Genomic DNA, 24,545 nt, shown 5'->3' on the forward strand with positions numbered 1-24,545 from the left:
GGCCCGCCCCGTTCGTCACCTGTGTCCCGGGCCCGCACCGGCGGGCCGGGTCGGCCGTCGCGCACCCCGGGCCCCGGTCGTGAGCACAGCCACGTTTATGAACGGTGACGCGACAGTTAAATTCGTACGGGGTTCGCCGCACATACGAGAATCGGCGGGACAAACCACGCCTGCCTGACAATTGTTTCGTCACGCCGGGTCACCGACCACGTATAGCCGACTGAGCTGCCAAAACGGCCGTTCACCGACCGTCAGATCGCGCAGCGCGACCGGGCTATTGACCATGCGCGATGGGTCGCATATTGTTCGCGGTGCAAGTTCCACCGGACGCGATAAACACCGCCACAATCAGAAGCCAGCCGTCGGCAATCGACGCAGCCTTTCCGCTGCCCGCCGTGTCGGGTCAACCGCGCACGCATTCCGCCCGACCAGCAAGGAATCCCCGTGGAAATGCTCACCCCTTCCGGGCGCACCCTGGCCCTTTTCGACGGAATAGGTGGTCACCAGGGAAATCTGCTCCCCACCCTCGGGGCGTTGCACGCGCAGCCGGAGAACGCGCTCTTCTTCGACCGCATGTTCCGGACCCTCGACGACCTGCGGGAGCATCTCGGCCCCGTACCCGAGCCGGTCGTCCCCACCGGGAGCCGGCTGCGCCGGTGGTTGACCGACCCCGCCACCGCGCCGCCGACCGGCACCGACGACTCGGTCGTCGCCGGCATCTGCGTCCACCTGATCCAGCTGTGCGACCTGCAACCCCGGCGGGCCGTCCCGGACACCGTCACCGCCGCCATCGGGCACAGCATCGGGCTCCAGGCGGCCATCGTCGCCGGCCTGCGGCCGAAGCGCACGGACGCCTTCCTCGCCCTGGCCGAGACCTCACTCAGGCTGGTCGCGCTGAGCCTCGTCCGGGGGCACCAGGCCACCACCGGCCGTCCCGTCCCCACCGAGCTGACCGGGCGGTACGCCGGCGGCGGCCAGCGCCAGCGCCCCGGCCCGATGGCGCTGGTCGACGGCCCCTCCCGGGCGGATCTCGCCGCCCTGGTCGACCGCTACCGGCGGGACACCCGACGGTCGGTCTCGGTCGGCCTGGTCAACACCCCCACCACCGGCGTGCTCAGCGGGCACACCGAGGACCTGCTGCACTTCCACGCCCACCACGAGGCGATGTTCCGCGGCGGCGCGGCGACCTGGACGTTCCTCACCAACACCCTGCCGTTCCACAGCCCGCACCTGGCCGCCGCCGCCGACGAGGTACGCCGGGACCGGACCTTCGTCGGCCCCCTGCCCGCCGCCGGTGAGCTGCGGATACCGGTCTACGCGGCGGACGCCCCCCGGACCCTGCCGCCCGACGCCGACCTGCTCGACGAGTTCGTCGAGCAGGTGCTGGTCCGCCCGGTCGACTGGGCGACCGCCAGCGTCCACGCCGTCACCGACGCCGGCATCACCACCGTGCTGGACTGCGGCCCCGGCCCCGCCGCCCGCCGGTTCACCCGGGAGTGCCTCGGCGGCCGGACGCTGCGCTTCGAGTCGATCCGACGAGCCTCCCGGCGACCGTGAAAGGACACCACGTGCACTGTCTACTCTTCCCGGGCCAGGGGGTGCAGCGCCGCGGCATGGGCGCCGACCTGTTCGGCCTGTTCCCCGAGGCCACCGCCAGGGCCGACGAGATCCTCGGCTGGTCCATCGAGGAGCTGTGCACCCGGGACCCGCACCGACGCCTGCGCGACACCCGCTACGCCCAGCCCGCGGTGTTCTTCGTCAACGCCCTGCTGGCACAGCAGGTGATCGCCGAACGCCCCGGGCACTACCGGTACTTCGCCGGCCACAGCCTCGGTGAGTACAACGCGTTGGTCGCCGCCGGGGTGCTCGACCTCGACGTCGCCCTGCGGCTGGTCGACCGGCGGGCCGAGCTGATGTCCCAGGTCACCGGCGGGGGCATGTCGGCGGTGCAGGGCCTGCCGGTGTCGTTCGTCAGGCGGGCGTTGACCGAGACCGGCCTGCCCCGGGTGTTCGTGGCGAACCTCAACGCCGACACCCAGAGCACGATCGCCGGGGACCGCGCCGAACTCGCCGTCGCGGCCAAGGCGATCGGCGCGCTGCCCGGGGCCCGGGTCGTCCCGCTCAACGTCAGCGGCCCCTTCCACACCCCGTTGATGGCGGCGGCGGAGCAGCGTTTCCGGGCCGTCCTGGACGGCTGCGAATTCGCCGCCGGGCACACCCCCGTGGTCTCCGGCGTGACCGGGGACGTCTTCGACACCGGCCGCGCCGCCGAACTGCTCGCCCGGCAACTGTCCACCCCGGTGGAGTGGGTCCGGGCGGTCACCACCCTGCGCGCGGCAGGGGTCACCGGGTTCGACGAGGTCAACGGCAAGACCCTCAGCGCATTTCTCACCCGCATCGCGGAGAGGTGATTCACCGTATGGACACGGATATCGCGGTCGTCGGCCTGTCGGTCGAGGTCCCCGGGGCCGACGACCTCGACACCTTCTGGCAGATCATCAGTTCCGGGGCGAGCCTCACCCGACCATTTCCCACGAACCGTCAGGAAAAGCTCGCCGAATACATCAGGTATCTCCGGGCGACGAGCATCGAACCGGTGAACGAGCCCGACGTCGAATACCACAACGGCTGTTTCCTCGACGAGGTCGACACCTTCGACCACACCGTTTTCGGAATGAATCCCCGGCAGGCCACGCTGACCGACCCGCACCACCGGATGGTCATGCGCGCCATGTTCCTCGCCTTCGAGGACGCCGGTTACGGTTTCGACCGGCTCCGGGGCAGCCGGACGGGGGTGTTCGTCGGTTTCGCGGTCAACCCCGGCTCGACCTATCTGGACTACATCTGCCGGGTCGACCCGAACAACGGCCAGCAGGCCATCACCGGCAACATCCCGGCGATGCTGGCCAACCGGCTGTCGCACCTGCTGGACCTGCGCGGCCCGAGCCTGGTGGTGGACACCGCCTGCTCGGCCACCCTGGTCGCGGTGCACCAGGCCAAGAACGCGCTGCTCGCCGGTGACTGCGAGATGGCGGTGGTCGGCGGCGCCCGGATCGTCTTCTCCCCCGTCAAGCACCCGCACTCCAACATCGGTATCGAGTCCTCCGACGGGGTCACCCGCACCTTCGACGAGGCCGCCGACGGCACCGGTTTCGGCGAGGGGTCGGGTGCGGTCGTGCTCAAGCGGATGTCGCAGGCGGTCGCGGACGGCGACCGGATCTACGCCGTGATCAAGGGCAGCGCGGTCAACCACGACGGCAACACCGAGGGCATCACCAACCCCGACTCCGACTCGCAGGCCGACCTGCTGGACGCCGCCTGGCGCAACGCGGGCGTGCACCCCCGGACCCTCGGCTACCTGGAGGCCCACGGCACCGCCACCCGGGTCGGTGACCCGATCGAGCACGAGGGGATGAAACGCGCCTTCGCCCGGTACACCACCGACCGGGGGTTCTGCGCGGTCGGCACTGTCAAGGCCAACGTGGGGCACCTGTTCGAGGGCTCCGGCGTGATCGGCCTGATCAAGGCCATCGCGGTGCTGCGCAACCGGATGATCCCACCGCAGGCCAACTTCAAGAACCCCAACCCGAAGCTCGACTTCGCCGCCGGGCCGCTGTACGTCTCCACCAGCCTGCGACCGTGGGAGTCCCCTGACGACGGCCCACGGCGCTGCGGGGTCAGCGCCTTCGGCCTCGGCGGCACCAACGCCCACGTGGTGCTGGAGGAGTACGTCGCGGCGGCACCGGCGACCCCCGCCGGCCCGGGGCCGTTCCTGTTCACCCTCAGCGCGGCCACCCTGAAGTCCCTGGTCCGCCTCGGTGAGCGGTACGTACGGTTCATCGACGCCGCCGGCCTCGACGGGGTCGACATCGCCGACGTCTGCCACACCAGCCAGGTCTCCCGCAGCGGGCACCGGCACCGGGCCGCGTTCGTCGTCCACGACGTCGCCGACCTGCGCCGGCAACTGGTCGCCTCACTGGCCGACGGGGCGTCGCCGCCGCCGGAGGGCCCGTTGGGCGACGAGGCCCGCCGCTACCTGGCCGGAGCGCCGGTGGACTGGCGGCGGCTCTCCGACGGCCGCCGCCGGATCGTCCGCCTTCCCGGGTACGCCTTCGACACCACCCCCGCGTGGGTGCAGTTCCCCGACACCTGGCGGGCGCAACTGTCGCTGGGCACCGTCGACGAGGACCACCCGGTCACCCACGACGTGGTGTTCGCCCCCGCCGCCGACCCGACGCCGGCCGCACCCGGGGCGCGGGTGCTGGCCCTGGTCGACCCGGACACCGACGCCGGACGGCTGCTCGCCGCCACCGGACTGGACGACCTGCGGGTGCTGCGGCTCGGCGAGCCGGTACGCCCCGGCGGCGCGCCCTTCGACGTCCGGTCGGCGGACTCCTTCGCCGAGATCGCCGAGCTGGTCGAGGACGACGGCATCACCCACCTGGTGCACGCGCTCGGCTTCGACGCCGTCCCCGCCGCCGACCTCGCCGGGCTCGACCTGCGGACCGGCAAGAACCTGCACAGCCTGTTCCACCTGACCAAGGCGTTGATGGCGGCCGGCGTCAAGCTGGAACTGACGGTGCTCACCCGGCGCGCGGTCTGCGCCCATGACGCGGAACCCGACGTGGTGGTCGAGAACGGCGCGCTGGTCGGCTTCGGCAAGGTCATCGGCCGGGAGTACCCGTACCTCGGGGTCACCCACCTCGACGTCGACCCGGACGTGTCGCCCGACGCGGTCCGGGCGGAGATCCTCTCCCCCGAACGCGGGGTGTTCCTGTGGCGCGACGGCCGACGCCTGCACGAGGTCTTCGTCGAGGTGCCGCAGGTCGACACCGACGGCCCGCAGAGCTACCTGCGGCCGGGCGGCACCTATCTGGTCACGGGCGGCACCGGCGCGCTCGGCCTGGCCGTCGCCCACGCGTTCGCCACCCGGCAGCCCGACGTGACCCTGGTGCTGCTCAGCCGGTCCGGCCTGCCGCCGCGCGCGCAGTGGCCGGACCTGCTGGCCGCGCCGGCCGGCGACGCCCGCGCCGGGCGGGTACGCGCGGTGCGGGAGTTGGAGGAACTCGGCGCGCGGGTGCGGGTGGTGGCCGCCGACGCCGGTGACCCGGAGGCGCTGGCCGCCGCGGTGGCCGACGTCCGGCGCGAGTACGGCCGCATCGACGGCATCGTGCACGCGGCCGGCCTGCCCGGTGGCAGCACCGTGATGTTCCGGGAACTGGCCGACTTCGACGCGGTGGTCCGGGCGAAGCTGCACGCCGCGTTCCTGCTCGACCAGCTCACCCGGGCCGACCGGCCGGACTTCGTCGTGCACTTCTCGTCGGTGGCGTCGGTGTTCCCCGCCCCCGGCCAGGCCGACTACGCGGCGGCCAACTACTACCTGGACAACGTGGCCCGCAGCCGGGCCGGCGGGTCGACCCACGTGATCGCGCTGGACTGGGTCGCGTGGAAGGAGATCGGCATGGCCGTCGACCACGGCACCAGCGGCGACACCATGTTCCGGGCCCTGCCCACCCGGGTCGCGCTGGACGTCCTCGACGCGGGCCTGCGCTCCGGCCGGTCCCGGCTGTTCGCCGGGGAGCTGCACTACCGGGGGGAGCTGATCCACCTGCTGCGCTCCTACGACGTGCGGCTCTCCGCCGAGATCGACGCGAAGGTCGACAAGGAGATGCAGGCGTTGGAGCAGCGGCTGCGGCAGGCCGCCGACAGGATCCGGGCCACCGTCGACGCGGTCGACGTCGAGCTGGAGGGCCGGCCGGACGGCGGATACACCGACGTCGAACGGTCCGTGGCGCAGTGCCTCGCCCTCGCCTTCGGCTATCCGACGCTCGACGTGGAGGCGGACTTCTTCGACCTGGGCGGCGACTCCATCATGGCCGCCTCGGTGGCCAACTCCATCGCCGTGCGGCACGGCGTGCAGTACGACGTCGCGGACCTGCTCGCCGACCGGACCGTCGCCGAGATCGCCTACCACGTCGAGGACCTGGTCGCGTTCGCCGACGCCGCCGCCTGACGACACCGATCGGAGGGTGGCATGTCGGACATGACTACGGGGCCGGCGCTGCGGCGCATCGTCGGCTTCGCCCTGCCGCTGACCGCGGCGAACCTGCTGCAACAGGGTTACCTGCTGGTCGACAGCGTCGTCGTCGGCCGTTACGTCGGGGTCGAGGGGCTGGCCGTGGTGGGTGCCTGCGGGCCCCTGTTCTATCTGCTCAACGCCATGTTCATCGGGTTGGGGACGGCGTTCACCATCCGGTTGGCCCACCTGACCGGCGGCCAGCAGATCGACCGTCGCCGCGACGTGGTCGCCGCCCTCACCCTCCTCACGGTCGTCTGGGCCGCCGGCTGTGTCGTCCTGGCGACGCTGCTGGTCGAGCCGGCGCTGGCGGTGATGGGCATCGACGGGCGGCTCGCCGCCGACTCGGCCCGTTTCTTCGGCACCCTGGCGCTCGGCTTCCCCGGGATCTTCGGCAGCGCCGCGGTCAGCGCCTACTTCCGTGGGCTGGGTGACTCCCGCTCGGCGATGTGGGTGCAGGGCGTCGGCAGCATCGCCAACGTCGTCCTGGTGCTGGTCTTCGTCGCCGTCCTCGGCGGGGGTGTGGTCGGCGCGGCCCTGGCCACCGCCGTGGCCAGTACGGTCGCCCTGGTGGTCGGGCTGGTCTGGGCGGCGCGCACCCACCCGGTGCGGCGCGGCGGGCCGCGGCCGGCGATCCGCCGGGAACTCGTCGACGCCGCCCGGCTGGGTCTGCCCCTGGCCAGCCAGCACATCGTGCTCGCCCTCGGGATCATGGTGCTGGTCGGGATCATCCAGTCCTACGGGGAGGTGGTCCTCGCCGCGTTCACGATCGTCTCCCGGATCGAGTTGTTCACCGGCATCCTGTTCCTCGACTTCTCCGGGGCGGTGACCGCCTTCGCCGCCCAGAACCTGGGCGCGGGCGACCTGGCCCGGGCCCGCACGGGGCTGCTGCGCACGCTGCGGTTGACGGCCGTGCTGTCGGTGCTGGTCGCCGGGGTGGTGCTGGTCGCCCGTGCCCCGCTGGCCGCGCTGTTCACCGACGATCCGGCCACCCGGGAGCTGACCGGACGCTACCTGACGATCATCTATCCCTTCCTGCTCCTCTACACCGCCATGGTGGTCATCCACGGGTACCTCAACGGTGCCGGCCGGACGACCGCGCCGCTGATCTGCACGCTCATCGCCTTCGTCGCCGTGCAGATCCCCTTCGCCTGGCTGCTGAACGGGCCGTTCGGCATCGACGCCGTGATGTGGGCGGTGGTGGCCAGCTGGACCGCCGGGCTGACCTACAGCGTGTTCTGCCTGCGGCGGGTGCTGTTCGTCCGGCCCGCGCCGGCCGCGGTGCCCGCCGCGACCTGATGCCCCGTCCATCCCCCGCCCCGTGAGGACCACCAGTGATCAACCACCGCACCGTCGAGGTGACGTTCCACGCGGGCCGCAGCCGGACCGCCCACCTGACCTGGGGCCAGCAGGGCACCTGGGACGTCCTGCGCCGGTGGCTGCCGGAGATGAAGCCGTTCTTCGTGCTGACCCGGTGGCTGGACGTACCCCTGCTGCTCGAGGTCGACGACGTGCTGGCGCAGCTGTCCCACCTGCTGCAGCGGCACGAGTCGCTGCGCACGCTCTTCCCGGCGGGGGTCGACGGCCAGGGCAGCCAGCACGTCCTCGGCGAGGGCGTCGTCACCGTCGAGGTCGTCGACCGGCCCGACGGTGACCCGGTCAGCTTCGCCGACATCGTCACCGACTGTCTGGGCCGGGCCGGTGGCCGTCCGTTCGCCCACGACACCGAGCTGCCGATCCGGTTCGCGGTCGCCACCCACGAGGGCATCCCCGTGCTGCTGATGTTCGCCGTGTCCCACCTGGCGGCGGACCACCTCGGCGCGGACCTCCTGGCCGCCGAGCTGGCCGCGTTGCTGCGGGCCAGGACCGACGGCGACGCCCCACCGCCGGCCCGACCGGCGGTGCAGCCGGTCGACCTGGCCGTCTTCGAACGCTCCCCGGACGGGCAACGCCTCAACGTCGACGCGCTGGCACACCTGCGTCAGCAGCTCCGCCGGCTCCCGGCCGACCCGCTGCCCGAGCGGGTCACCCCGGTCACCCCCCGGTACTGGCGCGGGGAACTCGCCTCGGACGCCGCCGCCGTGGCCCTGCGGCTGGCCGCCCGACGACTGCGCACCACCACGTCGGTCACCCTGCTGGCCGTCGTCAACGCGCTGGTGCGCACGGTCTGCGCCACGCCGGTCTACCCGCTGGACATCATGCAGAGCAACCGGGTGGAACCGGAGCTGCGGTACACCGTGACCAGCCTCAACCAGGCCGTCCGTACCGCCATGGAGGTGTCCGGCGACACCGTCGGTGACCTGGTCGGGCACGCCCGTGCCGCGATGGGGGCGGCGATGCGGCACGCCCGCCACGACGGCCGCGCCGCCGCCCAGGTGGCCCGCGCCGCCGCCGACGCCGCCGGACGGCCCCTCCCGGTCGGCGGCCAGTTCAACGACCGGTGGTCGCTGCAACCGCGACCCGCCGGCCCGGCGCCTGACCCGCAGGCGTTGGCCGGGCTGGCCGCGACGACCACCTTCGAGTGGCCGCAGCGGGCCGCCGCCGAGGCGATGCCGTTGTACGCCGACGCGGGCGGCACCGCCGAGCGGATCCACCTGTCGCTGATGGCCGACACCGCGCTGCTCGCCCCCGCCGACATCCGGGGCTTCCTGTACGCCGTGGAGCAGGTCGCCATGGAGCTGGCCCGGGACGACGTCAGCCTGCGCCGGGTGACGGAGATCTTCGAGGGTCACCGGCTCTGTGCGGTCCCCGGAAACGCGGACACCCCGTGACCGGCCCGCCCCGACCGTGACCGGGCGGTAGGTGCCCGGTCAGGGTCGGGTCAGTGCACGACGACGACCGCCGAGGGCGGTTCCAGGTCGGCGAGCCGGGACGGGCGGACCACGAGGAACAGCACCGCCAGCGCGGCCACCATGCCCCCGGCGACCACCAGCGCCATCGCCACCGCGCCGTTGCCCAGCACCCCCACCATCGGCGCGGCCACCGCGCCGACGCCGAACTGCACCGCGCCGAGCAGGGCCGAGGCGGTGCCGGCGGCCTCACCGTGGCGGGACAGCGCCAGCGCCGGGGCGTTCGGCATCGCCAGGCCGGCCGCCGCCAGCACCACCCACAGCGCCACCAGCAGGGCGGGTAGCCCACCGAACCCGGTCACGGCGAAGGCCAGCAGGGCCAGCCCGGCCAGGGTGCCGACGCTCAACGAGGTGACCAGGATGCGCTGCGGGGAGTGGCGGCGCAGCAGCCGGACGTTGTACTGGGCCGCCCCGATCAGGCCCACCGCGCCCGCCCCGAACGCCAGCCCGAACTGCTGCTCGTCGAGCCCGTACCGTTCCTGCAGGACGAACGACGAGCCGGCGACGTACGCGAACAGGGCCGCCATGGCCAGCCCGGCGACCACGACGAGCCCCACGAAGGTCCGGTCGCGCAGCAGCGCGCCGTATAGGCGCGCGGTCGACCACACACCGCCGGGCTGGCGACGCTCGGCGGGCAGGGTCTCGGGCAGGCCGATCACGGCGACCACGACGAGCAGCACCCCGAAGACGGCCAGGGTCACGAAGACCCCCCGCCAGTCCGTCCAGCGCAGCACCCCGCCGCCGAGGGTCGGGGCGAGGACGGGGGCGGCGCCCATCACCAGCAGCAGCCGGGACAGCAGGGTGGCGAAGGCGGTGCCGTTGAACAGGTCCCGCAGCACCGCCATCGCGACCACCGTGGCGGCGGCGACGCCGAGGCCCTGCACCACCCGCAGCGCGCCGAGGACGGCGATGTGCTGGGCGACGACGCAGAGCGCCGACGCCACGACGTGCAGGGCGAGGCCGGCGATGAGCGGGCCACGGCGGCCGACGGCGTCGGAGAGCGGCCCGATCAGCAGTTGGCCGAGGGCCAGCCCGGCGAGCGTGCCGGTGAGGGTCAACTGGACGGCCGCCGAGGTGGTCATGAGGTCGGCGGCGATGGCGGGCAGCGCCGGCAGGTACATGTCGATGGTCAGCGGGCCGATGGCGATCAGCGAGCCGAGGACGAGGACGAGCCGGACCCGCTGCCGGCGGGTCATCAGTTCTCCGGGCGTCGGTGCGACCTTCGTCAGCAGGTCGGGGGCGAGATCGGTCATCGGGGAAGCTCCGCCCGGTCGTGGTGCGGCCGGGCGCGAGGCGGTACGACAGTCACACCTGGCTTCAAATCCGGACCTGCTGTTCTGATTCCCGCTCCACCGAGAGGTAACGCGGGTCACAGCCGCTGGTCACGGATCAGGCCGGGTCCACGCGCCCCAGCCGCCAGTACCCCATGAAGGCGACGGCGCGGCGGTCCACGCCCCGCTCGGCGACGAGGTGCCGGCGCAGCGCGCGGATGACACCGGCCTCGCCGGCGAGCCAGGCGTAGACGGGCACGGGCGCGGTCGGGGCCGGCACCTCCCACAGCGGGGCCACGTCGACGTCGACGTCGACGACCGCCCCGGCGGGCGTCGTCCCGGTGCCCGACAGCAGCCGTTGCGCCGCCGCTGCCACGGCGGGGAGCAGCCTGCTGCCGTGGCCGCCGCCGGCGCGGGCCAGCCAGCTCACGGTGACGCCGGGTGGGGCGGACACCGGCAGGACGTCGGCCGGGTCCGGCACCTCGAGCAGCACCTCGCCCCGGGCGTCCAGGGGCAGGCGTTCCAGGATGGCGCTGATCGCGGGCACGGCGGTCTCGTCACCGGCCAGCAGCAGCCGGCCGGCGGGCGGCGGGCGGAACTCGATGCCGCCGTGCTCGCCGTCGTAGCCGGCGTCGGGTCCGAGCAGCCCGGCCTCGTCGCCGGGGCGGACCCGCAGTGCCCACCGGCCCGCCGGGCCGTGGTCGCCGTGCAGCACCAGGTCCACGTCCACCTCGGACAGGTGCTGCCGGACCGCCCGGACGGTGTAGGTGCGGATCGGGCAGCGCTCCTGTTCGGGCAGGGCGCGCCAGTGGGTGTACCAGTCGTCGCCGCCGGGCAGGTGGACGCCGGGTCGGCCGGGCACCGGCAGCACCAGCTTGATCCGCTGGTCGTACCCGTTGTCGGCGAACCGGTCGAGGTCCGGGCCGGTGAAGGTGACCCGCAGGAACGACGGGCTGAGCCGACGCGCGGCGCGTACCTGGACGTCGAACAGCCGCCAGGGCGCGACGGGCAGGGTCCCGGTGCCGGTCAGGTGGTGCCGCTCCCCCGCCGGGCGAACTCGATCACTAAGCACGTAGGTGAGGCTAACCTAACCAACAACGTGAATGGCGACGTGGGTCACCCATCCCCCGTACGGGGCGCGTCGCCCCCTGCCCGCGCAGCCCCGAGCCTGGTCAACGCTCCCGGACGGCGCGGTCGAGGAAGAGCAGCCGGGCCCGCTTCTCCGGCAGGTCGATCTCCGGCCCGGGCACGAAGCCGGCCCGGACCAGCCGGTCGATGGCGCGGGCGTTGCGGGCGTCCGGTTCGGCGACGATCCGCAGCCGGGTCGGGTCGGCCAGCACGAACGCGAGGAACACGTCGAGGAGCACGCCGGTGAAGCCGGGCTGCGGGCCGTCGTCCGGCGGGCCGATGAGCAGGTGGATGCCGAAGTCGCCGGGGCGTACGCCGTAGCACCGCCCGACCGGGTCGGCCGCCGGCTCGTAGGTCTGGAACAGCGCCACCGGCCGGCCGTCCCGGTGGGCCAGGTAGGCGTGGTGGGTGGTCAGCGAGTCGAGGTACGCGTAGATCTCGCGGACCCGCTCCCGGCTGGCCCCGCGCATGCCCCAGAACCGGGACCGCTCCCGGGTCACCCAGTCGTGGATCACCGCGACGTCCCGGTCGGGATCCACCGGCCGGAGGGACACCTCCCCGAATCCGTCGACGCGGCACGAGGTGGAGGTCGGCGCAGTGGTCATGGCACTCCTTCCGGGCGACCGGCACGACGGGCCCGTCACTTTTCGCTGTCGAAACGACACCCTCGGCGACGATTCCGCCCGACCTCATCACAACTTCGGAAAGTATGCAAACGACCACCCGGGGCAATGTTCCGCCGGCGACGCCCCGCGCCGGCGGCGACACCGGAACGGCGACACCGGAAAACCACACCCGGCCACCGGCGGATCGGCGACCGCATCCCGGCCCCGCCGACCTGTGACACGTCAGGCACACCCCGGTATTGACTCGCGTATTTCGTTCTGATAGCCGACCCGGGTCGGAGCGCAAAGGTGGCGATTCGCTCGGAGCGCCGAGGATCACTAATCGTGGAACAGGGGGTGACACATTGCCGTTCGTCGTTGAATAATTGCCGCTGTCGAGTGCCGGTCCCGTGCGCGCCGGCGTTTAGGAGAAGGGACAGTCGTGAAACGTGACCAGTCACCGGTGCTGCCGGGCGACGGCTCCACGGACTACGCCCGCTACATGCGCACCGACGAGCTGCTCGCCCTGCAACGCCGCCCGGCGGAGATGCTCCACCGTGACGAGCTGCTCTTCCAGGTGGTGCACCAGTCCGCCGAGCTGTGGCTGAAGCTGGCCGAGGCCGAGCTGAGCGCCGCCGTCGGGCGGACCGGGGCCGACGACCCGACCGCGGCGGCGACGCTGCTGGCCCGCGCGACGCTCGCGGTGCGACTGGTCACCGACCAGCTGGAGATGTTCCGGCACCTGTCGCCTGTCGACTTCCAGACGATGCAACCCGCGCTGGGCAACGGTTCCGGTGCCGATTCGCCCGGCTGGCGGCGGGCCGCGACGGTCAGCAGGCGGCTCGGCCGGGTCTTCGCCGAGCACCTCGCCACCCGGGGCGGCAGGCTCGACGCGCTGGCCCCGACCGACCCGACCCGGCGGCTCGCCGAGGCGATGATCGCCTGGGACGAGCAGGTCCACCAGTGGCGGGTGCGCCACTACGAGGTCGCCCTGCGGGTCGGCGGGCACGCCCCCGGCGGCACCCCGGGCAGCGCGGCGAACGTGCTCGCCAAGCTCCTCGAACACCGGTTCTTTCCCGAGCTGCGCCCGTCCCGGTCGGGCGCCGACGTCCCGGTGGCGGCGCATTCGGGCACCGCAGAGGCATGACGAGCCGCGCCACTCGAAAAATCGTCGGCGCTCCCTGTGACAGATAACCCCACGAGGTGCGGTTCGTGCGTGAGCTGACGAGCTGGTCGTCCGGTACGGCCGATCCCGAGCAATTTCCCTACCAGGCAGTGGTCACCGAATTTCATCGTGTCGGTAAACACTTCGTCAAAAAGGAACTCCTCGTCCAGCTGGACGCCGCGCGCGCCCGGGTGAACACGCGGACCACCCCCGCCCGCGAGTTGTCCGCCTTCCTCGACGTGGCGCTCGACAAGTGGGACGGCCGGTACGACTACCGCAGCTACCTGGCCCTGCCGCTGCTCCCCCTGTCCACCGTCGCCCCGGAGACCGGACCGGGCGGGCGGGTGGCCGACGAGGTCGACCGGCCGGGGCCGGGCGGCGGGCGCTGGGAACGTGACCGGCTCCTGGTCGACCTCGTCGCCGACGCCCTGGCCTTCGAGCTGGCCGCCTCGACCGACGCCATCGACCTGCTCCCCGAGCAGCGGCCCGGACCGGCGATGGCGGCCAAGCGGTGCCGGCTCGGGGTCCGCGCCGTCGCGTCGGCCCTCACCCGGCTCGGCCTGGCCGGGGCGGTCACCGAGCGGGACCCGGTCGCGGCGGCGGTGACGCTGCACCGGCTCGCCGTCACCGGCCGCGTCCCCGCCCGGGAACGCGCCCTGGCGTTGAGCATGCTGCCGGTCTACGTCTCCCACGACGAGTACCTGTTCATCCGGGTCCTCCAGGCCTACGAGTGCGTCTTCGCCGGGGTCGCCGAGGAGCTGCGGGGCACCATCGCCGCGTTGGACACGGGCCGGCCCCGCCCGGCCGCCGGCCGGCTGGCGTACGCCCGGGAGCTGATCAGCGGTGCCGGGACGCTGTTCTCCCTGCTGGCCACCATGCAACCGGCGGCGTTCCGGACGTTCCGCGAGTACACCGAGGGAGCCAGCGCCATCCAGTCCCGCTCCTACAAGCTCATGGAGTCGCTGTGCCGTACGCCGGAGCCGGAGCGGTTGGACTCCACGGCGTACCGGTCGGTGCCGGAGGTACGCGAGGTGGTGCGGGCCGGCCAGCCGTCGATCGACCGGGCCTACCGCGCCGCGGTCCGGGCCGGCTCGCTGCGGGGGCCCGACCTCGACCTGGTACGGCAGCAGATGGCGGCCTTCGCCGAGGCGGTGCTGACCTGGCGACGCACCCACCACCGGCTGGCGGTCCGGATGCTCGGTGCGCGCTCCGGCACCGGCTACACCGAGGGCACCCCCTACCTGGCGGCCGTCCGCGCCGTCCCGGTCTTCACCACCGTGTCCACCGACAACCGTCCACCCCGGACCGATCCGATCGGAGGCTGCTGCGAGTGAGCGCACCCGCGACCCACCCGGCGCGTTGCCTGGACGCCGCCGCACACGCCGCCCTGCGCGCCGAGTTCCCGCTGCTGGAAACCTGCGTCTACCTGGGCAACAACTCCACCGGCGCGGCGCCCCGGGGCGTCGAACGGGTGCTCGCCGACCACTGGGCGACCCTGCGCGACTGGCGGGACGACGTGTGGCAGGGCTGGCACGTCGGCCTCGACCGGTACGCCGACTCGGTCGCCGCGCTGCTCGGCGCACCACCGGGCAGCGTGGTCACCGACGCCAACCTGAGCACCCTGCTGGTCCGGGTACTGTCCTGCTTCGACTACCGCCCGCCGCGCGACCGGATCGTCACCACCGACCTGGAGTACCCGACGGTGCCGTTCATCGGCACCGCGTTCCGCCGCTACGGCGCGCGGCTCGACGTGGTCGGCACCGGCGGCCCCCGGTTCGACGAGGACGCGCTCGAAGCCCGCATCGACGAGCGGACGCTGCTGGTCTGCGTACCCCATGCGAGTTTCTCCTCCGGGGCCACCATCGACCTGGCCCGGCTGGTCGCCCGCGCCCACGCCGTCGGCGCCCTGGTGGTGGTGGACGCCTTCCAGACCGTCGGGGCGGTCCCGCTGGACGTGACCGCGCTCGGCGTCGACATCGTCCTCGGCGGCGCGCACAAGTGGCTGTGCGGGGCCGGCACCGCCTTCCTCTACGTCCGCCCCGACCTGGCCGGGCGGCTGGAACCGGCGGCGACCGGATGGCAGGCCGGCGACCGGGCGTTGACCTTCCGGGTGTCGACCGGGTGGGCGGCGGGGGCGCAACGCTTCGCCGGCGGCACGCCGTACCCGTTGACCTCGCTGATCTCCCAGGTCGGCCTGGACCTGCTCGCGGGCGTCGGGATCGGGGCGATCCGGGCGCACTCGCTGGCGCTGACCCAGCGGGTCCTGGACCGGGCGGCGGCGGCCGACGTCACCGTGGTCAGCCCCACCGACCCGGACCGCCGGGGCGGGGTGGTCTGCCTGGACGTCCCCGACGGGGAGGAGGTCAAGCGGCGGCTCGCCGCGCGGAACATGATCTGCACCTGGCGGGGCTGGCTGCGAGTCGGGCCGCACGTCTACAACACCCTCGACGAGGTCGACGCGTTCATGGACGCGCTGAGCGAGGAGCTGGGCCGGTGAGCGTCACCCTGTCCCCCCGGGCGCTGATGAGCCTGCTGGTCAACGGTCCCAAGGCCGTCGACGTGCTGGAGACCGCACTGGCCCTCGGCCTGCTCGACGCGCTGGAACCCGGCCCGGTACGCCTGGACGCGCTGGCCGACCGGTTCGGGGTGCGCCCGCTGCGGCTCTACAAGTTCCTCGACTGCCTGGAGAGCCTCGGCTGCGTCACCCGGCACGAATCCGGCGACGACATCGCCGGGGCCAGCTACCGGGCGGTGCCGGGGCTGCGCGACGCCGTGCTGGCGGTGGTCGGCCCGGACGCGATCGAACGGGACCGGGACCGCTACCCGTGGCGGCTGCTGCACGGCCGGCTCGCCGAGAGCCTGCGCGGTGAGGTCGGCATGAGCGACGACGACTTCGCCTGGCCACCGAAGACCGACGCGCAGACCGCCGACTTCGAACGCAGCATGGCCGCCGGGCTCGGCCCGGTGATCGAGACGGTGCGCCGGCACGCCGACCGGCTCTGGGCGGACCGGCGACGCCTGCTGGACGTCGGCGGTGGTGACGGCACCCTCGCCGCGCACGTCCTCGACACCGCCCCCGCCCTGCGGGCCGACGTGTTCAACCTGCCGGCGGTGGCGCCCCTGGTGGCGGCCACCCGGGCCGACCGGGGGCACCCCGACCGGCTGGGCTTCGTCGGCGGCGACTTCCTGGCCGGGCCGCTGCCGACGGGCTACGACGCGATGGCGTTCGTCCGGGTGCTGCACGACTGGCCCAACGACGTCGCCCGCCGCCTGGTCGAGCAGGCGTACGCGGCGCTGGAGCCGGGCGGGCTGCTGCTGATCGCCGAGGAGTTCCGCACCCCGGACCGGCTGGCCGTGCAGTTCTTCTGGAGCTACTTCCTGATCGGTGTGGACAGCTGCGTCAGCCGGCTGCGGGAGGTCGAGTTCTACACCGGGCTGCTCGCCGAGGTCGGGTTCACCCGGGTGGCGGTGCTGCCCGGCGGGTGGGAACTGGTCACCGCGTACAAGCCGGGGTGACTCCCCGGTGGACGCCGGGGCCGGCGGACCGTCCCGCCGGCCCCGGTGGGCCGGTCAGGGGCGGCGGGCCAGCACCGCGCCGTTCGCGCCGGGAGCCTCGAACGGCACCGTGCGCACGTCGACGAAGCCGGCGTCGGTCAGCCACCGCCGGTACTCCGCGCCGGAGTAGTTCTTGCCGCCCTCGGTCTCGACGAGCATGTTCATGCCCATCAGGGCGGCCTCCGGCGGGCCGGTGCGCTCGTCGTTGAGCAGCAGTTCGGAGACGACGATCACCCCGCCGGGGGGCAGCGCGGCGTGGCAGCGGGCCAGCAGCGCCCGGTTGGTCGGCTCGTCCCAGTCGTGCAGGATCATGCTGAGCAGGATCACGTCGTGTCCGTCGGGCAGGGCCGGGTCGGCGAGGAAGTCACCGGCGACCGTGCCGATCCGGTCGGTCAGGCCCGCCTCAGCGATCCGCTCCCCGGCCCGCACGCACACGTGCGGCAGGTCCAGGATCGTCGCCCGCAGGTGCGGCAGACGCAGGCAGAACTCGATCGGGAACGCCCCCGCGCCGCCGCCGACGTCGAGCAGTCGGCGGTGCGCGCCGAAGTCGTACGCGTCGGCCAGCGCGCGGGCGGTGAACCGGGAGGTGGCGAACATGGCGTCCCAGAACTGGGCCACCAGCTCCGGGTCGGTGGTGTCGAACAGGGAGTCCTGCTGCTGCGGATCCCAGGTGAGTGGCCGGTTGCCGCGCAGCGCCTCGCCCACCCGGTGCCAGGGCAGGTAGGTGCGCAGGTCGGAGTAGCGCACCTGGGCACCGAAGTAGTAGGGCCGCCCCTCGACCAGGAACTGCTCGGCCAGCGCGGAGTTGCGGTAGCCGTCACCGGCCTTGTCCAGCAGCCCCAGCGACGCGCTGGCCGACAGCAGCAGGTCGGCGGGGCGTTCGTCGAGCCCGAACTCGGCGGCGGCCTCGGCAACGGTGACGGTCCGCCCGCCGGCCAGCCGGGTGAACAGGCCGAACTCGACCCCGACGGCGAGGGTCTTGAAACCCCAGACGCCGGCGACGAGGTGCATGAGAGGAGTGGGAGTGATCATGGGAACATAAGATCATGGAACGGTGACGCGGTGGCACGCACCCGTCACTATGGAGTAATGATTCGCTTCATCCTGAACCTGTTGTGGCTCATCCTCGGTGGCGGAATCGTGCTGGCCCTCGGCTACTTCGTCGCGGCGGTGGTCTGCTTCGTGCTCATCATCACCATCCCGTTCGGGGTGGCGTCGCTGCGGCTCGCCTCGTACTCGCTGTGGCCGTTCGGCCGGACCCTGGTCACCAAGCCGGGGGCCGGCGTCCCGTCCGGGCTGGCGAACGTGCTGTGGGTGCTGCTCGCCGGCTGGTGGCTGGCACTGTCGCACCTGCTCGCCGGGATCGCGCTCTGCGTCACGATCATCGGCATCCCGTTCGGCATCGCCAACTTCAAGCTCGTCCCGGCGGCGTTCTGGCCGCTCGGCCGGGAGGTCGTCGAGGCGCCCTGACCGAACCCCGAGGCGACCTGCGGCGCATCTGTGGCGATCCGGCGGTGTCGACAGGGTGTCGATACCGCTCGATCAGCCCAGAAGCGGACCCGCGGCGGCCGGGCCACGGGGCCGCCGGGGTCAGGGCCGCCGGTCGGCGTGCAGCCGGTCGAGGTGGGCGGCGAGTTCGTCGGTGACCAGCAGGTCGGTGCGGATCCGGTCGTGCGGGTAGCCGGCCCGGCCGATCATGTGCGCGGCGACCGGCGCGGTGGCCAACTGGAACGCGCCGACCAGCACCAGCGTGGTGACGTCAACCCCGGTCCGCAGCCGCAGCGCGCAGCCGAGCAGCACCAGCAGCAGGCCGAGCACCTGTGGCTTGGCGGCGGCGTGCATCCGAGACAGCAGGTCGGGGAAGCGGACCAGGGCGACCCCGGCGGCGAGACTGAGCAGCGCGCCGCCCAGCAGGCAGGCCGCGGCCACCACGTCCAGCACCGCGTCGACGCTCACCTGTCGTCCCGGCGGGTGGCGAAGCGGGCGACGCTGACCGAGCCGACGAAGCCGAGGATGGCCAGCACCACCAGGATCGGCAGCGCGGTCGCGTCCCGGCTGTAGGCGGCCTCGGTCGCCACGGCGGCCACCACGATCGCCAGCAACACGTCGGTGGCGACCGCCCGGTCGAGCACCGACGGCCCCCGGACGATCCGGGTGAGGGTGAGCGCACCGGCCACCGCCAGCAGCACGGTGACGATCACGGCGACAGCGGTCATCTCGAACTTCCTTCCAGGGTGGACGGTGTGTGCTCCCGGATCAGCCGCTGTTCCTCAGCCGAGCCGATAGCCGCGATCAACCGGGCCTCCAGCTCCAGCACGCCGTCGCGGAAGCGTTCGACCTCGGCACGGTCGCGCACCCCGAGCACGTGGACGTAGAGGATGCCGGCGTCCCGGTCCACCTCGACGATGAGGCTGCCGGGCACCAGGGACAGCGCCTCGGCGGTCAGCGTGAGGTTGAGGTCGGAGCGTACCCGCAGCCGCACCGCGATGATCGCGCCCAGCGGGGGGTGCCCGAACCGCAGCGCCAGGGCCGCGATCTGGACGCTGGCCACCACCAGGTCCCGCAGGAAGCGCAGGGCGAACCGCAGCAGCGGCACCGGGTGCACCCGCCCGGCGAAGGTCACCGGGGGCAGCGGGAAGACGGTCAGCACCACCAGCCCCACGACCAGCCCACCGAGCACGTTGGCCCAGCTCAGCGTCCCCCAGAGCAGCACCCAGACGGTGACCAGGACGATCATCGCGACGGCCTGGTTGCGGCGGCGGGCCGCCCGGGTCAGCGGCCGGTCCTCCGGATGCTCCGGGGCCGGCCCACCCCCGGGAAGCTGCGGCGAGGGCTCCCCGGGCGGCGGCGACCGGTCCGGGGAGCGCTGCGGCGGCGGATCGTGGCTCACGGGGTCCCCCCGGGGTAGACGGCCTCGACGTACGGGGTACGCCGCAGCAGGTCGTCGGCGGCGTCGGAGCTGAGGTCGAACAGCGGCCCGGCCACCACGGTCAACGCCAACCCCAGCACCACCAGGGCCACCGTCGGGGCGATCATCAGGCGGGGCAGCATCGCGCCCGGGTGGGCGTCACGGTCCGGCCCCTGGTAAGGCTGCTCCACCCCGGCGGTCCGGACGGTGTGCACGCTGTCCTGCGGTTCGGGCATCTCCGGGTGCGGGCGACGCCAGAATGCCAGGTTCCACACCCGGGCGATGGCGTAGAGGGTGAGCAGGCTGGTCAGCAGCCCACCGGCGACCAGCACCCAGGCCAGCACACCGCCGTCGTCCACCCCGGCCTGGACCAGGCCGAGCTTGCCCAGGAAGCCGGAGAACGGTGGAATCCCGGCCAGGTTCAACGCGGGTACGAAGAACAGCACGGCGAGCAGCGGCGACAACCGGGCCAGCCCGCCGAGGCGGTCCAGCGCGGTGCTGCCGCCCCGGCGTTCGACCAGCCCGGCGGCGAGGAACAGGGTGGTCTGGATGGTGATGTGGTGCACCACGTAGAAGATCGCGGCGGCCAACCCGAGCGACGAGCTGAGCCCCACCCCGAACAGCATGTAGCCGATATGGCTGATCAGGGTGAACGACAACAGTCGTTTGATGTCGGACTGGGCGACCGCGCCCAGGATGCCGACCAGCATGGTCAACGCCGCGACCACCAGCAGCAGGTCGGCGGTCCGGCCGCCGGGGAACAGCAGCGTCTCGGTGCGGATGATGGCGTACACGCCGACCTTGGTGAGCAGGCCGGCGAAGACGGCGGTGACCGGCGCGGGCGCGGTGGGATAGCTGTCGGGCAGCCACGCCGACAGCGGGAAGACCGCCGCCTTGATGCCGAAGGCGAGCAGCAGCATGCCCTGCAGCACCAGCCGCAGGTCGTCGGGGAGGGCGTCGAGCCGGTCGACGAGCTGGGCCAGGTTGAGGGTGCCGGTGGCCGAGTAGACCAGCCCGATCGCCACCAGGAAGATCAACGACGAGAGCAGGCTGACCACGACGTACGTGGTGCCGGCCCGGATGCGGGTCTCGGTGCTGCCCAGGGTGAGCAGCACGTAGCTGGCGACCAGCAGGATCTCGAAGCCGACGTAGAGGTTGAACAGGTCGCCGGAGAGGAACGCGTTGCACACCCCGGCGGTCAGCACCAGGTAGGTGGGGTGGTAGACCGACAGCGGGGTCTCCTCGTGCCCGTCGGCCATGCCCTGCCCGATGGAGTACACCAGCACGCAGAGGGTGACGGAAGCGGAGACCACCAGCATCAACGCGGCGAGCTGGTCGGCGACGAGCACGATGCCCAGCGGCGCGACCCAGCCGCCGACCTCGACGACGAGCGGCCCGTCGATCGAGGAGCGGACGAGCAGGGTGGCGGCCACGGCGACGGTCGCGGCGAGCACGGTGAGGCTGACCCACCGCTGTGCGCGGGGCCGGCTGGCCAACAGCAGGGTCAGGGCCGCGCCGAGCAGCGGCATCACCACCGGCAGCGGGACGAGGTAGTTCACGCGTCCCTCCCCCGCCCGCCGGCCGTCGCCGCCACCGAGGCCGCCGAGGGCCGCTGGCTGTCCGGGTCGGGCCGGCCGTCGCCGTCGAGCTGGTCGTCGGAGTCGGACTGGTCGGCGTCGTCGGTGCCCGGCCCCTCGTCCCGGTCGGCCAGGTCCATGATCCGGCGGTCCTCCACGTCGTCCTGCACCTCGTCGTGGCCGTTGAGGTGCCAGCTGCGGTACGACAGCGCCAGCAGGAACGCGGTCATGCCGAGGGTGATGACGATGGCGGTGAGCACCATCGCCTGGGGCAGCGGATCGCTCATCTCGTCGGCGTCGCTGGTGCCGACGATCGGCGGGCCACCGGCCCGACCCCCGGTGAGCAGCAGCAGGTTGGCACCGTTGCCGAGCAGGATGACGCCCATCAGCACCCGGGTGAGGCTGCGTTCCAGCAGCAGGGTCACCCCGGCGGCGAAGAGCACGCCGACCACCACGATGTAGGTGAGATTGGGGGTCACACCAGCTCCTTGTCCCGTACGTCGTCGTGGGCGTCCTCCTGCTGGCGGTCCATCTCGGCGCCGAGGCTGCGCAGGATGTCCAGCACCAGGCCGACCACGATCAGGTAGACGCCGACGTCGAAGAAGACCGACGAGACGAAGTGGACCTTGCCGAGCAGGGGCAGGTGCAGGTCGAGCACCGCGCTCTGCAGGAACTCCCCGCCCAGCGGCATCGCCACCACGCCGGTGCCGACGGCGAGGAACAGCCCCGCGCCGAGCACCGCCCCGGCGTCGACCGGCGCGGCGGCGTTGAGTTCCCGCCGGCCGCCGGCCAGGTAGCGCACGGCCAGGGCCAGGCCGGCGACCAGCCCGGCGGCGAACCCGCCACCGGGGGCGTTGTGACCGGAGAAGAGCAGGTAGACCGAGAACAGCACGATGGCGTGGAACAGCAGCCGGGTGACCACCTGGAGGATCACCGAGTGCCGGTGCGCCTCGAAGCCGGCGGTCAGCCAGCGCGGCCCGCCGGTGGTCGCCGGTCGGGGGCCGGGGACGGCGCTGCGCCGGTCCAGGTCCCGGGAGCGGCGGAAGATCAGGCTGGCCACCCCGGTGGCGGCCACCACCAGCACTGCGATCTCGCCCATGGTGTCCCAGGCGCGGATGTCGACCAGGGTCACGTTGACCACGTTCTTGCCGCCGCCGTAGGAGACCGCCTCGTCGGGGAACCGCTCGGAGACCGGGGTGGCCAGCCGGCCGCTCCCCGCGACCCAGGCCATCCCGGACACGACCGCGCCGACGGCGACCCCGAGGGCGATCCGGCCGCGCCGGCTGCGGCGGATCGGCCGGGCCGAGAACTTCACCGGCAGCCGGCGCAGCACCAGCACGAACATGACGATGGTGACGGTCTCCACCAGGAACTGGGTCAGCGCCAGGTCCGGCGCGCCGTGCAGGACGAACATCAGCGCGGTGCCGTAGCCGGCGACACCGACCAGGATCATCGCGGTGAGCCGGCGCAGCGCGCGGGCGGCCATCACGGCGGCGACGATCACCAGGGCGGCGACGACCGCCTGCAACGGGGTGTCCCAGGCGCGGAACTCCCGGGGCCAGGGCCCACCGGTGAGCAGCGCGCCGCCGGGCAGGACGACCAGCACCACCAGGATGATCCCGAGGTAGAACGGCAGCGAGCCGCGCTGGGTCGCGCCGGTCAGCTCCACCGCGAGCCGGTCCACCCCGGCGACCACCCGTTCGTAGCCGGCCGCGCCGTCCAGCGGCGTCCACCGGGCCGGTCGCAGCCGTCGGAGGTGCAGCAGCAGGAACAGCCCGACGCCGGCCGTCACCGCGAGGACGGACAGTCCCAGGGCCGGGGTCAGGCCGTGCCACAGCGCCAGGTGGTAGCCGGGCCCGGTCGAGGAGAAGCCGTCGGCGTACGGGGCGAGCAGCCCGTCGAGGGCCGGGGCGGCGACGCCGACGGCCAGCCCGGCCACGGCGAGCAGCGCCGGGGCGGCGAGGAACGACCGGCCCGCCGGGTGCGGGTCGGTCGGCGCGACACCGGGCTTGCCGGCGAACGCGCCCCACAGGAACCGCAGCGTGTACGCCACGGTCAGCGCCGACCCGGCCACCACCCCGGCCAGCACCAGCAGGTCCGTCGTGCCGCCGTGTCGGAACGCCTCGAAGGCGGCCTCCTTGGCGACGAAGCCGGCCATCGGCGGCAGCCCGGCCATCGACGCGGCGGCCAGCACGGCCACCCCGGCCAGCACCGGCGCGCGCCGGCCGAGGCCGCTGAGTTCGCGCAGATCCCGGGTGCCGGTGGTGTGGTCGACGATGCCGACGACGAGGAACAGGGTGGCCTTGAACAGGGCGTGTGCCAGCACCATCGCCGCGCCGGCCAGCGCGGCGTCGCGGGTGCCGGCACCCAGGACCACCATCAGCAGCCCGAGCTGGCTGACCGTGCCGTAGGCGAGGAGCAGTTTCAGGTCGGTCTGGCGCAGCGCCACCCAGGCACCGAGGAAGAGGGTGGCCAGGCCGGTGCCGAGCAGCACCACCCGCCAGGCGGTGACGTCGGCGACGGCCGGGCCGAGCAGGGCGACCAGGAACACCCCGGCCTTGACCATGGCGGCGGCGTGCAGGTAGGCGCTGACCGGGGTGGGCGCGGCCATCGCCCCGGGCAGCCAGAAGCTGAACGGCACGATGGCCGACTTGCTGAGCGCGCCGAGCAGGATCAGCATCAGCGCGGTGACCAGGTAGCCGCCGCCGGGCAGGTCGGTGGCGACGACCGACCAGCGGTAGCTGCCGGCGTGCTGGCCGAGCATCACGAACCCGGCCAGCATGGCGAGCCCGCCCAGGGTGGTGACCAGCAGCGCCTGCATGGCGGCCCGCCGGCTGGCCCGCTTGGCCGGGTCGTAGCCGATCAGCAGATACGAGAAGACGGTGGTGAGTTCCCAGAACACGTAGAGCAGCAGCAGGTCGTCGGAGACGACCAGGCCGAGCATGGAGCCGGCGAAGGCGACGAAGACGGAGGCGAAGCGCCCCAGCCCCGGGTCGTCGGAGCGGAAGTACCTGGCGCTGTACGCCAGCACCAGCGCGCCGACCCCGCCGACGAGCACCACCATCAGCCAGGACAGGGTGCCCATCCGCAGGGCCAGTTCCAGACCGATCCGGGGCACCCACGGCCAGGTCTCCACCACCGGCTCGCCGGCCCGGACCGCACCGGTACGGGTCAGCGCCCAGACCAGCGTTGCGGCCGGGGCGAGCGCGACGGCGTAGAGCGCACGGCGTCCGAAGCGACGTACCAGCCCCGGGGCGACCACGGCTGCCAGTGCGTGGACCGCCACCAGGACCAGCACATACCCTCCTCGAAGATCAGTGTCGGCGGCCACCGGCCCGTTCGGGGCGGTGCGGAACCGGCGGCGCGGGGACGGGCGTCCCCGGGTCGCACGGCCACCGCGGCGGTGGCGTC

At 73.1% G+C, this 24,545-nt stretch carries 20 protein-coding genes; 10 read left to right on the plus strand and 10 right to left on the minus strand.

Annotated elements, in window-relative coordinates; genetic code table 11:
• The first annotated feature begins 450 nt into the window (after positions 1-450).
• From JQX11_RS08000 to JQX11_RS08020, 5 genes are read left to right on the plus strand one after another with little or no spacing between them, the layout of a single operon-like run.
• Positions 451-1,557 carry an ACP S-malonyltransferase gene (locus tag JQX11_RS08000; RefSeq protein WP_204924345.1) on the plus strand — a complete coding sequence of 369 codons (1,107 nt, stop codon included), beginning with the start codon at positions 451-453 and terminating at the stop codon, positions 1,555-1,557.
• Between the two features lie 11 nt (positions 1,558-1,568).
• A complete protein-coding gene (locus JQX11_RS08005) occupies positions 1,569-2,411 on the plus strand; it encodes an ACP S-malonyltransferase (RefSeq protein ID WP_204924346.1) in 843 nt (280 codons plus the stop codon).
• A gap of 8 nt (positions 2,412-2,419) precedes the next feature.
• A complete protein-coding gene (locus JQX11_RS08010) occupies positions 2,420-6,013 on the plus strand; it encodes a type I polyketide synthase (RefSeq protein ID WP_204924347.1) in 3,594 nt (1,197 codons plus the stop codon).
• A gap of 30 nt (positions 6,014-6,043) precedes the next feature.
• Positions 6,044-7,375 (plus strand): MATE family efflux transporter, encoded by a 1,332-nt coding sequence (locus JQX11_RS08015; protein ID WP_204924348.1) that lies wholly within the window; start codon positions 6,044-6,046, stop codon positions 7,373-7,375.
• Positions 7,376-7,410: 35 nt separating this feature from the next.
• Positions 7,411-8,847 (plus strand): condensation domain-containing protein, encoded by a 1,437-nt coding sequence (locus JQX11_RS08020; protein WP_204924349.1) that lies wholly within the window; start codon positions 7,411-7,413, stop codon positions 8,845-8,847.
• Between the two features lie 50 nt (positions 8,848-8,897).
• Here JQX11_RS08020 and JQX11_RS08025 read toward each other — a convergent pair whose 3' ends face one another.
• The 3 genes from JQX11_RS08025 to JQX11_RS08035 all read right to left on the minus strand — a co-directional run bounded on the left by JQX11_RS08025 (position 8,898) and on the right by JQX11_RS08035 (position 11,929).
• Positions 8,898-10,121: a multidrug effflux MFS transporter gene (locus tag JQX11_RS08025; protein WP_204924640.1), complete on the minus strand. Its 1,224-nt coding sequence runs from the start codon at positions 10,119-10,121 to the stop codon at positions 8,898-8,900.
• A gap of 193 nt (positions 10,122-10,314) precedes the next feature.
• Positions 10,315-11,226 (minus strand): siderophore-interacting protein, encoded by a 912-nt coding sequence (locus JQX11_RS08030; RefSeq protein WP_204924641.1) that lies wholly within the window; start codon positions 11,224-11,226, stop codon positions 10,315-10,317.
• Between the two features lie 142 nt (positions 11,227-11,368).
• Positions 11,369-11,929, minus strand: coding sequence for a GNAT family N-acetyltransferase (locus tag JQX11_RS08035; protein ID WP_204924350.1), 561 nt, complete (start codon positions 11,927-11,929; stop codon positions 11,369-11,371).
• A 442-nt stretch (positions 11,930-12,371) separates the two neighbouring features.
• On the opposite strand from JQX11_RS08035, the gene JQX11_RS08040 reads away from it, so the two are divergent.
• Genes JQX11_RS08040 through JQX11_RS08055 form a run of 4 tightly spaced genes read left to right on the plus strand, consistent with a single transcriptional unit; the run spans position 12,372 to position 16,610 of the window.
• Positions 12,372-13,076 (plus strand): tryptophan 2,3-dioxygenase family protein, encoded by a 705-nt coding sequence (locus JQX11_RS08040; RefSeq protein WP_204924351.1) that lies wholly within the window; start codon positions 12,372-12,374, stop codon positions 13,074-13,076.
• 56 nt (positions 13,077-13,132) lie between these two features.
• Complete coding sequence (locus JQX11_RS08045) at positions 13,133-14,428, plus strand: tryptophan 2,3-dioxygenase family protein (RefSeq protein WP_204924352.1); 1,296 nt, start codon at positions 13,133-13,135, stop codon at positions 14,426-14,428.
• Positions 14,425-15,591 carry an aminotransferase class V-fold PLP-dependent enzyme gene (locus JQX11_RS08050; protein ID WP_307826110.1) on the plus strand — a complete coding sequence of 389 codons (1,167 nt, stop codon included), beginning with the start codon at positions 14,425-14,427 and terminating at the stop codon, positions 15,589-15,591. The genes JQX11_RS08045 and JQX11_RS08050 overlap by 4 nt, the downstream gene beginning before the upstream one ends.
• Positions 15,588-16,610: a methyltransferase gene (locus JQX11_RS08055; RefSeq protein WP_204924353.1), complete on the plus strand. Its 1,023-nt coding sequence runs from the start codon at positions 15,588-15,590 to the stop codon at positions 16,608-16,610. Before JQX11_RS08050 ends, JQX11_RS08055 begins: the two co-directional genes overlap by 4 nt.
• 54 nt (positions 16,611-16,664) lie before the next feature.
• On the opposite strand, the gene JQX11_RS08060 is transcribed toward JQX11_RS08055, so the two are convergent.
• Positions 16,665-17,681 carry a methyltransferase gene (locus JQX11_RS08060; protein WP_204924354.1) on the minus strand — a complete coding sequence of 339 codons (1,017 nt, stop codon included), beginning with the start codon at positions 17,679-17,681 and terminating at the stop codon, positions 16,665-16,667.
• Positions 17,682-17,738: 57 nt separating this feature from the next.
• Between JQX11_RS08060 and JQX11_RS08065 the strand changes: the two genes are divergently transcribed.
• A complete protein-coding gene (locus tag JQX11_RS08065) occupies positions 17,739-18,119 on the plus strand; it encodes a YccF domain-containing protein (protein ID WP_204924355.1) in 381 nt (126 codons plus the stop codon).
• Positions 18,120-18,239: 120 nt separating this feature from the next.
• On the opposite strand, the gene mnhG is transcribed toward JQX11_RS08065, so the two are convergent.
• The 6 genes from mnhG to JQX11_RS08095 form a co-directional block, all read right to left on the minus strand.
• Positions 18,240-18,605 (minus strand): monovalent cation/H(+) antiporter subunit G, encoded by a 366-nt coding sequence (mnhG, locus tag JQX11_RS08070; protein ID WP_145920159.1) that lies wholly within the window; start codon positions 18,603-18,605, stop codon positions 18,240-18,242.
• Entirely contained in the window at positions 18,602-18,865 is a 264-nt protein-coding gene (locus JQX11_RS08075) for a monovalent cation/H+ antiporter complex subunit F (protein WP_088645903.1), read from the minus strand. Before JQX11_RS08075 ends, mnhG begins: the two co-directional genes overlap by 4 nt.
• Complete coding sequence (locus JQX11_RS08080; protein WP_232377538.1) at positions 18,862-19,425, minus strand: Na+/H+ antiporter subunit E; 564 nt, start codon at positions 19,423-19,425, stop codon at positions 18,862-18,864. Before JQX11_RS08080 ends, JQX11_RS08075 begins: the two co-directional genes overlap by 4 nt.
• 110 nt (positions 19,426-19,535) lie before the next feature.
• Complete coding sequence (locus JQX11_RS08085) at positions 19,536-21,116, minus strand: Na+/H+ antiporter subunit D (RefSeq protein ID WP_204924357.1); 1,581 nt, start codon at positions 21,114-21,116, stop codon at positions 19,536-19,538.
• Positions 21,113-21,613 (minus strand): Na(+)/H(+) antiporter subunit C, encoded by a 501-nt coding sequence (locus JQX11_RS08090; protein ID WP_204924358.1) that lies wholly within the window; start codon positions 21,611-21,613, stop codon positions 21,113-21,115. The genes JQX11_RS08085 and JQX11_RS08090 overlap by 4 nt, the downstream gene beginning before the upstream one ends.
• On the minus strand, positions 21,610-24,432 hold the full coding sequence (locus JQX11_RS08095) for a Na+/H+ antiporter subunit A (protein ID WP_204924359.1): 2,823 nt from the start codon (positions 24,430-24,432) through the stop codon (positions 21,610-21,612). The genes JQX11_RS08090 and JQX11_RS08095 overlap by 4 nt, the downstream gene beginning before the upstream one ends.
• Positions 24,433-24,545: the final 113 nt, after the last annotated feature.

Source organism: Micromonospora humida, from assembly GCF_016901255.1.
In the GTDB taxonomy this organism is placed as follows: domain Bacteria; phylum Actinomycetota; class Actinomycetes; order Mycobacteriales; family Micromonosporaceae; genus Micromonospora; species Micromonospora wenchangensis.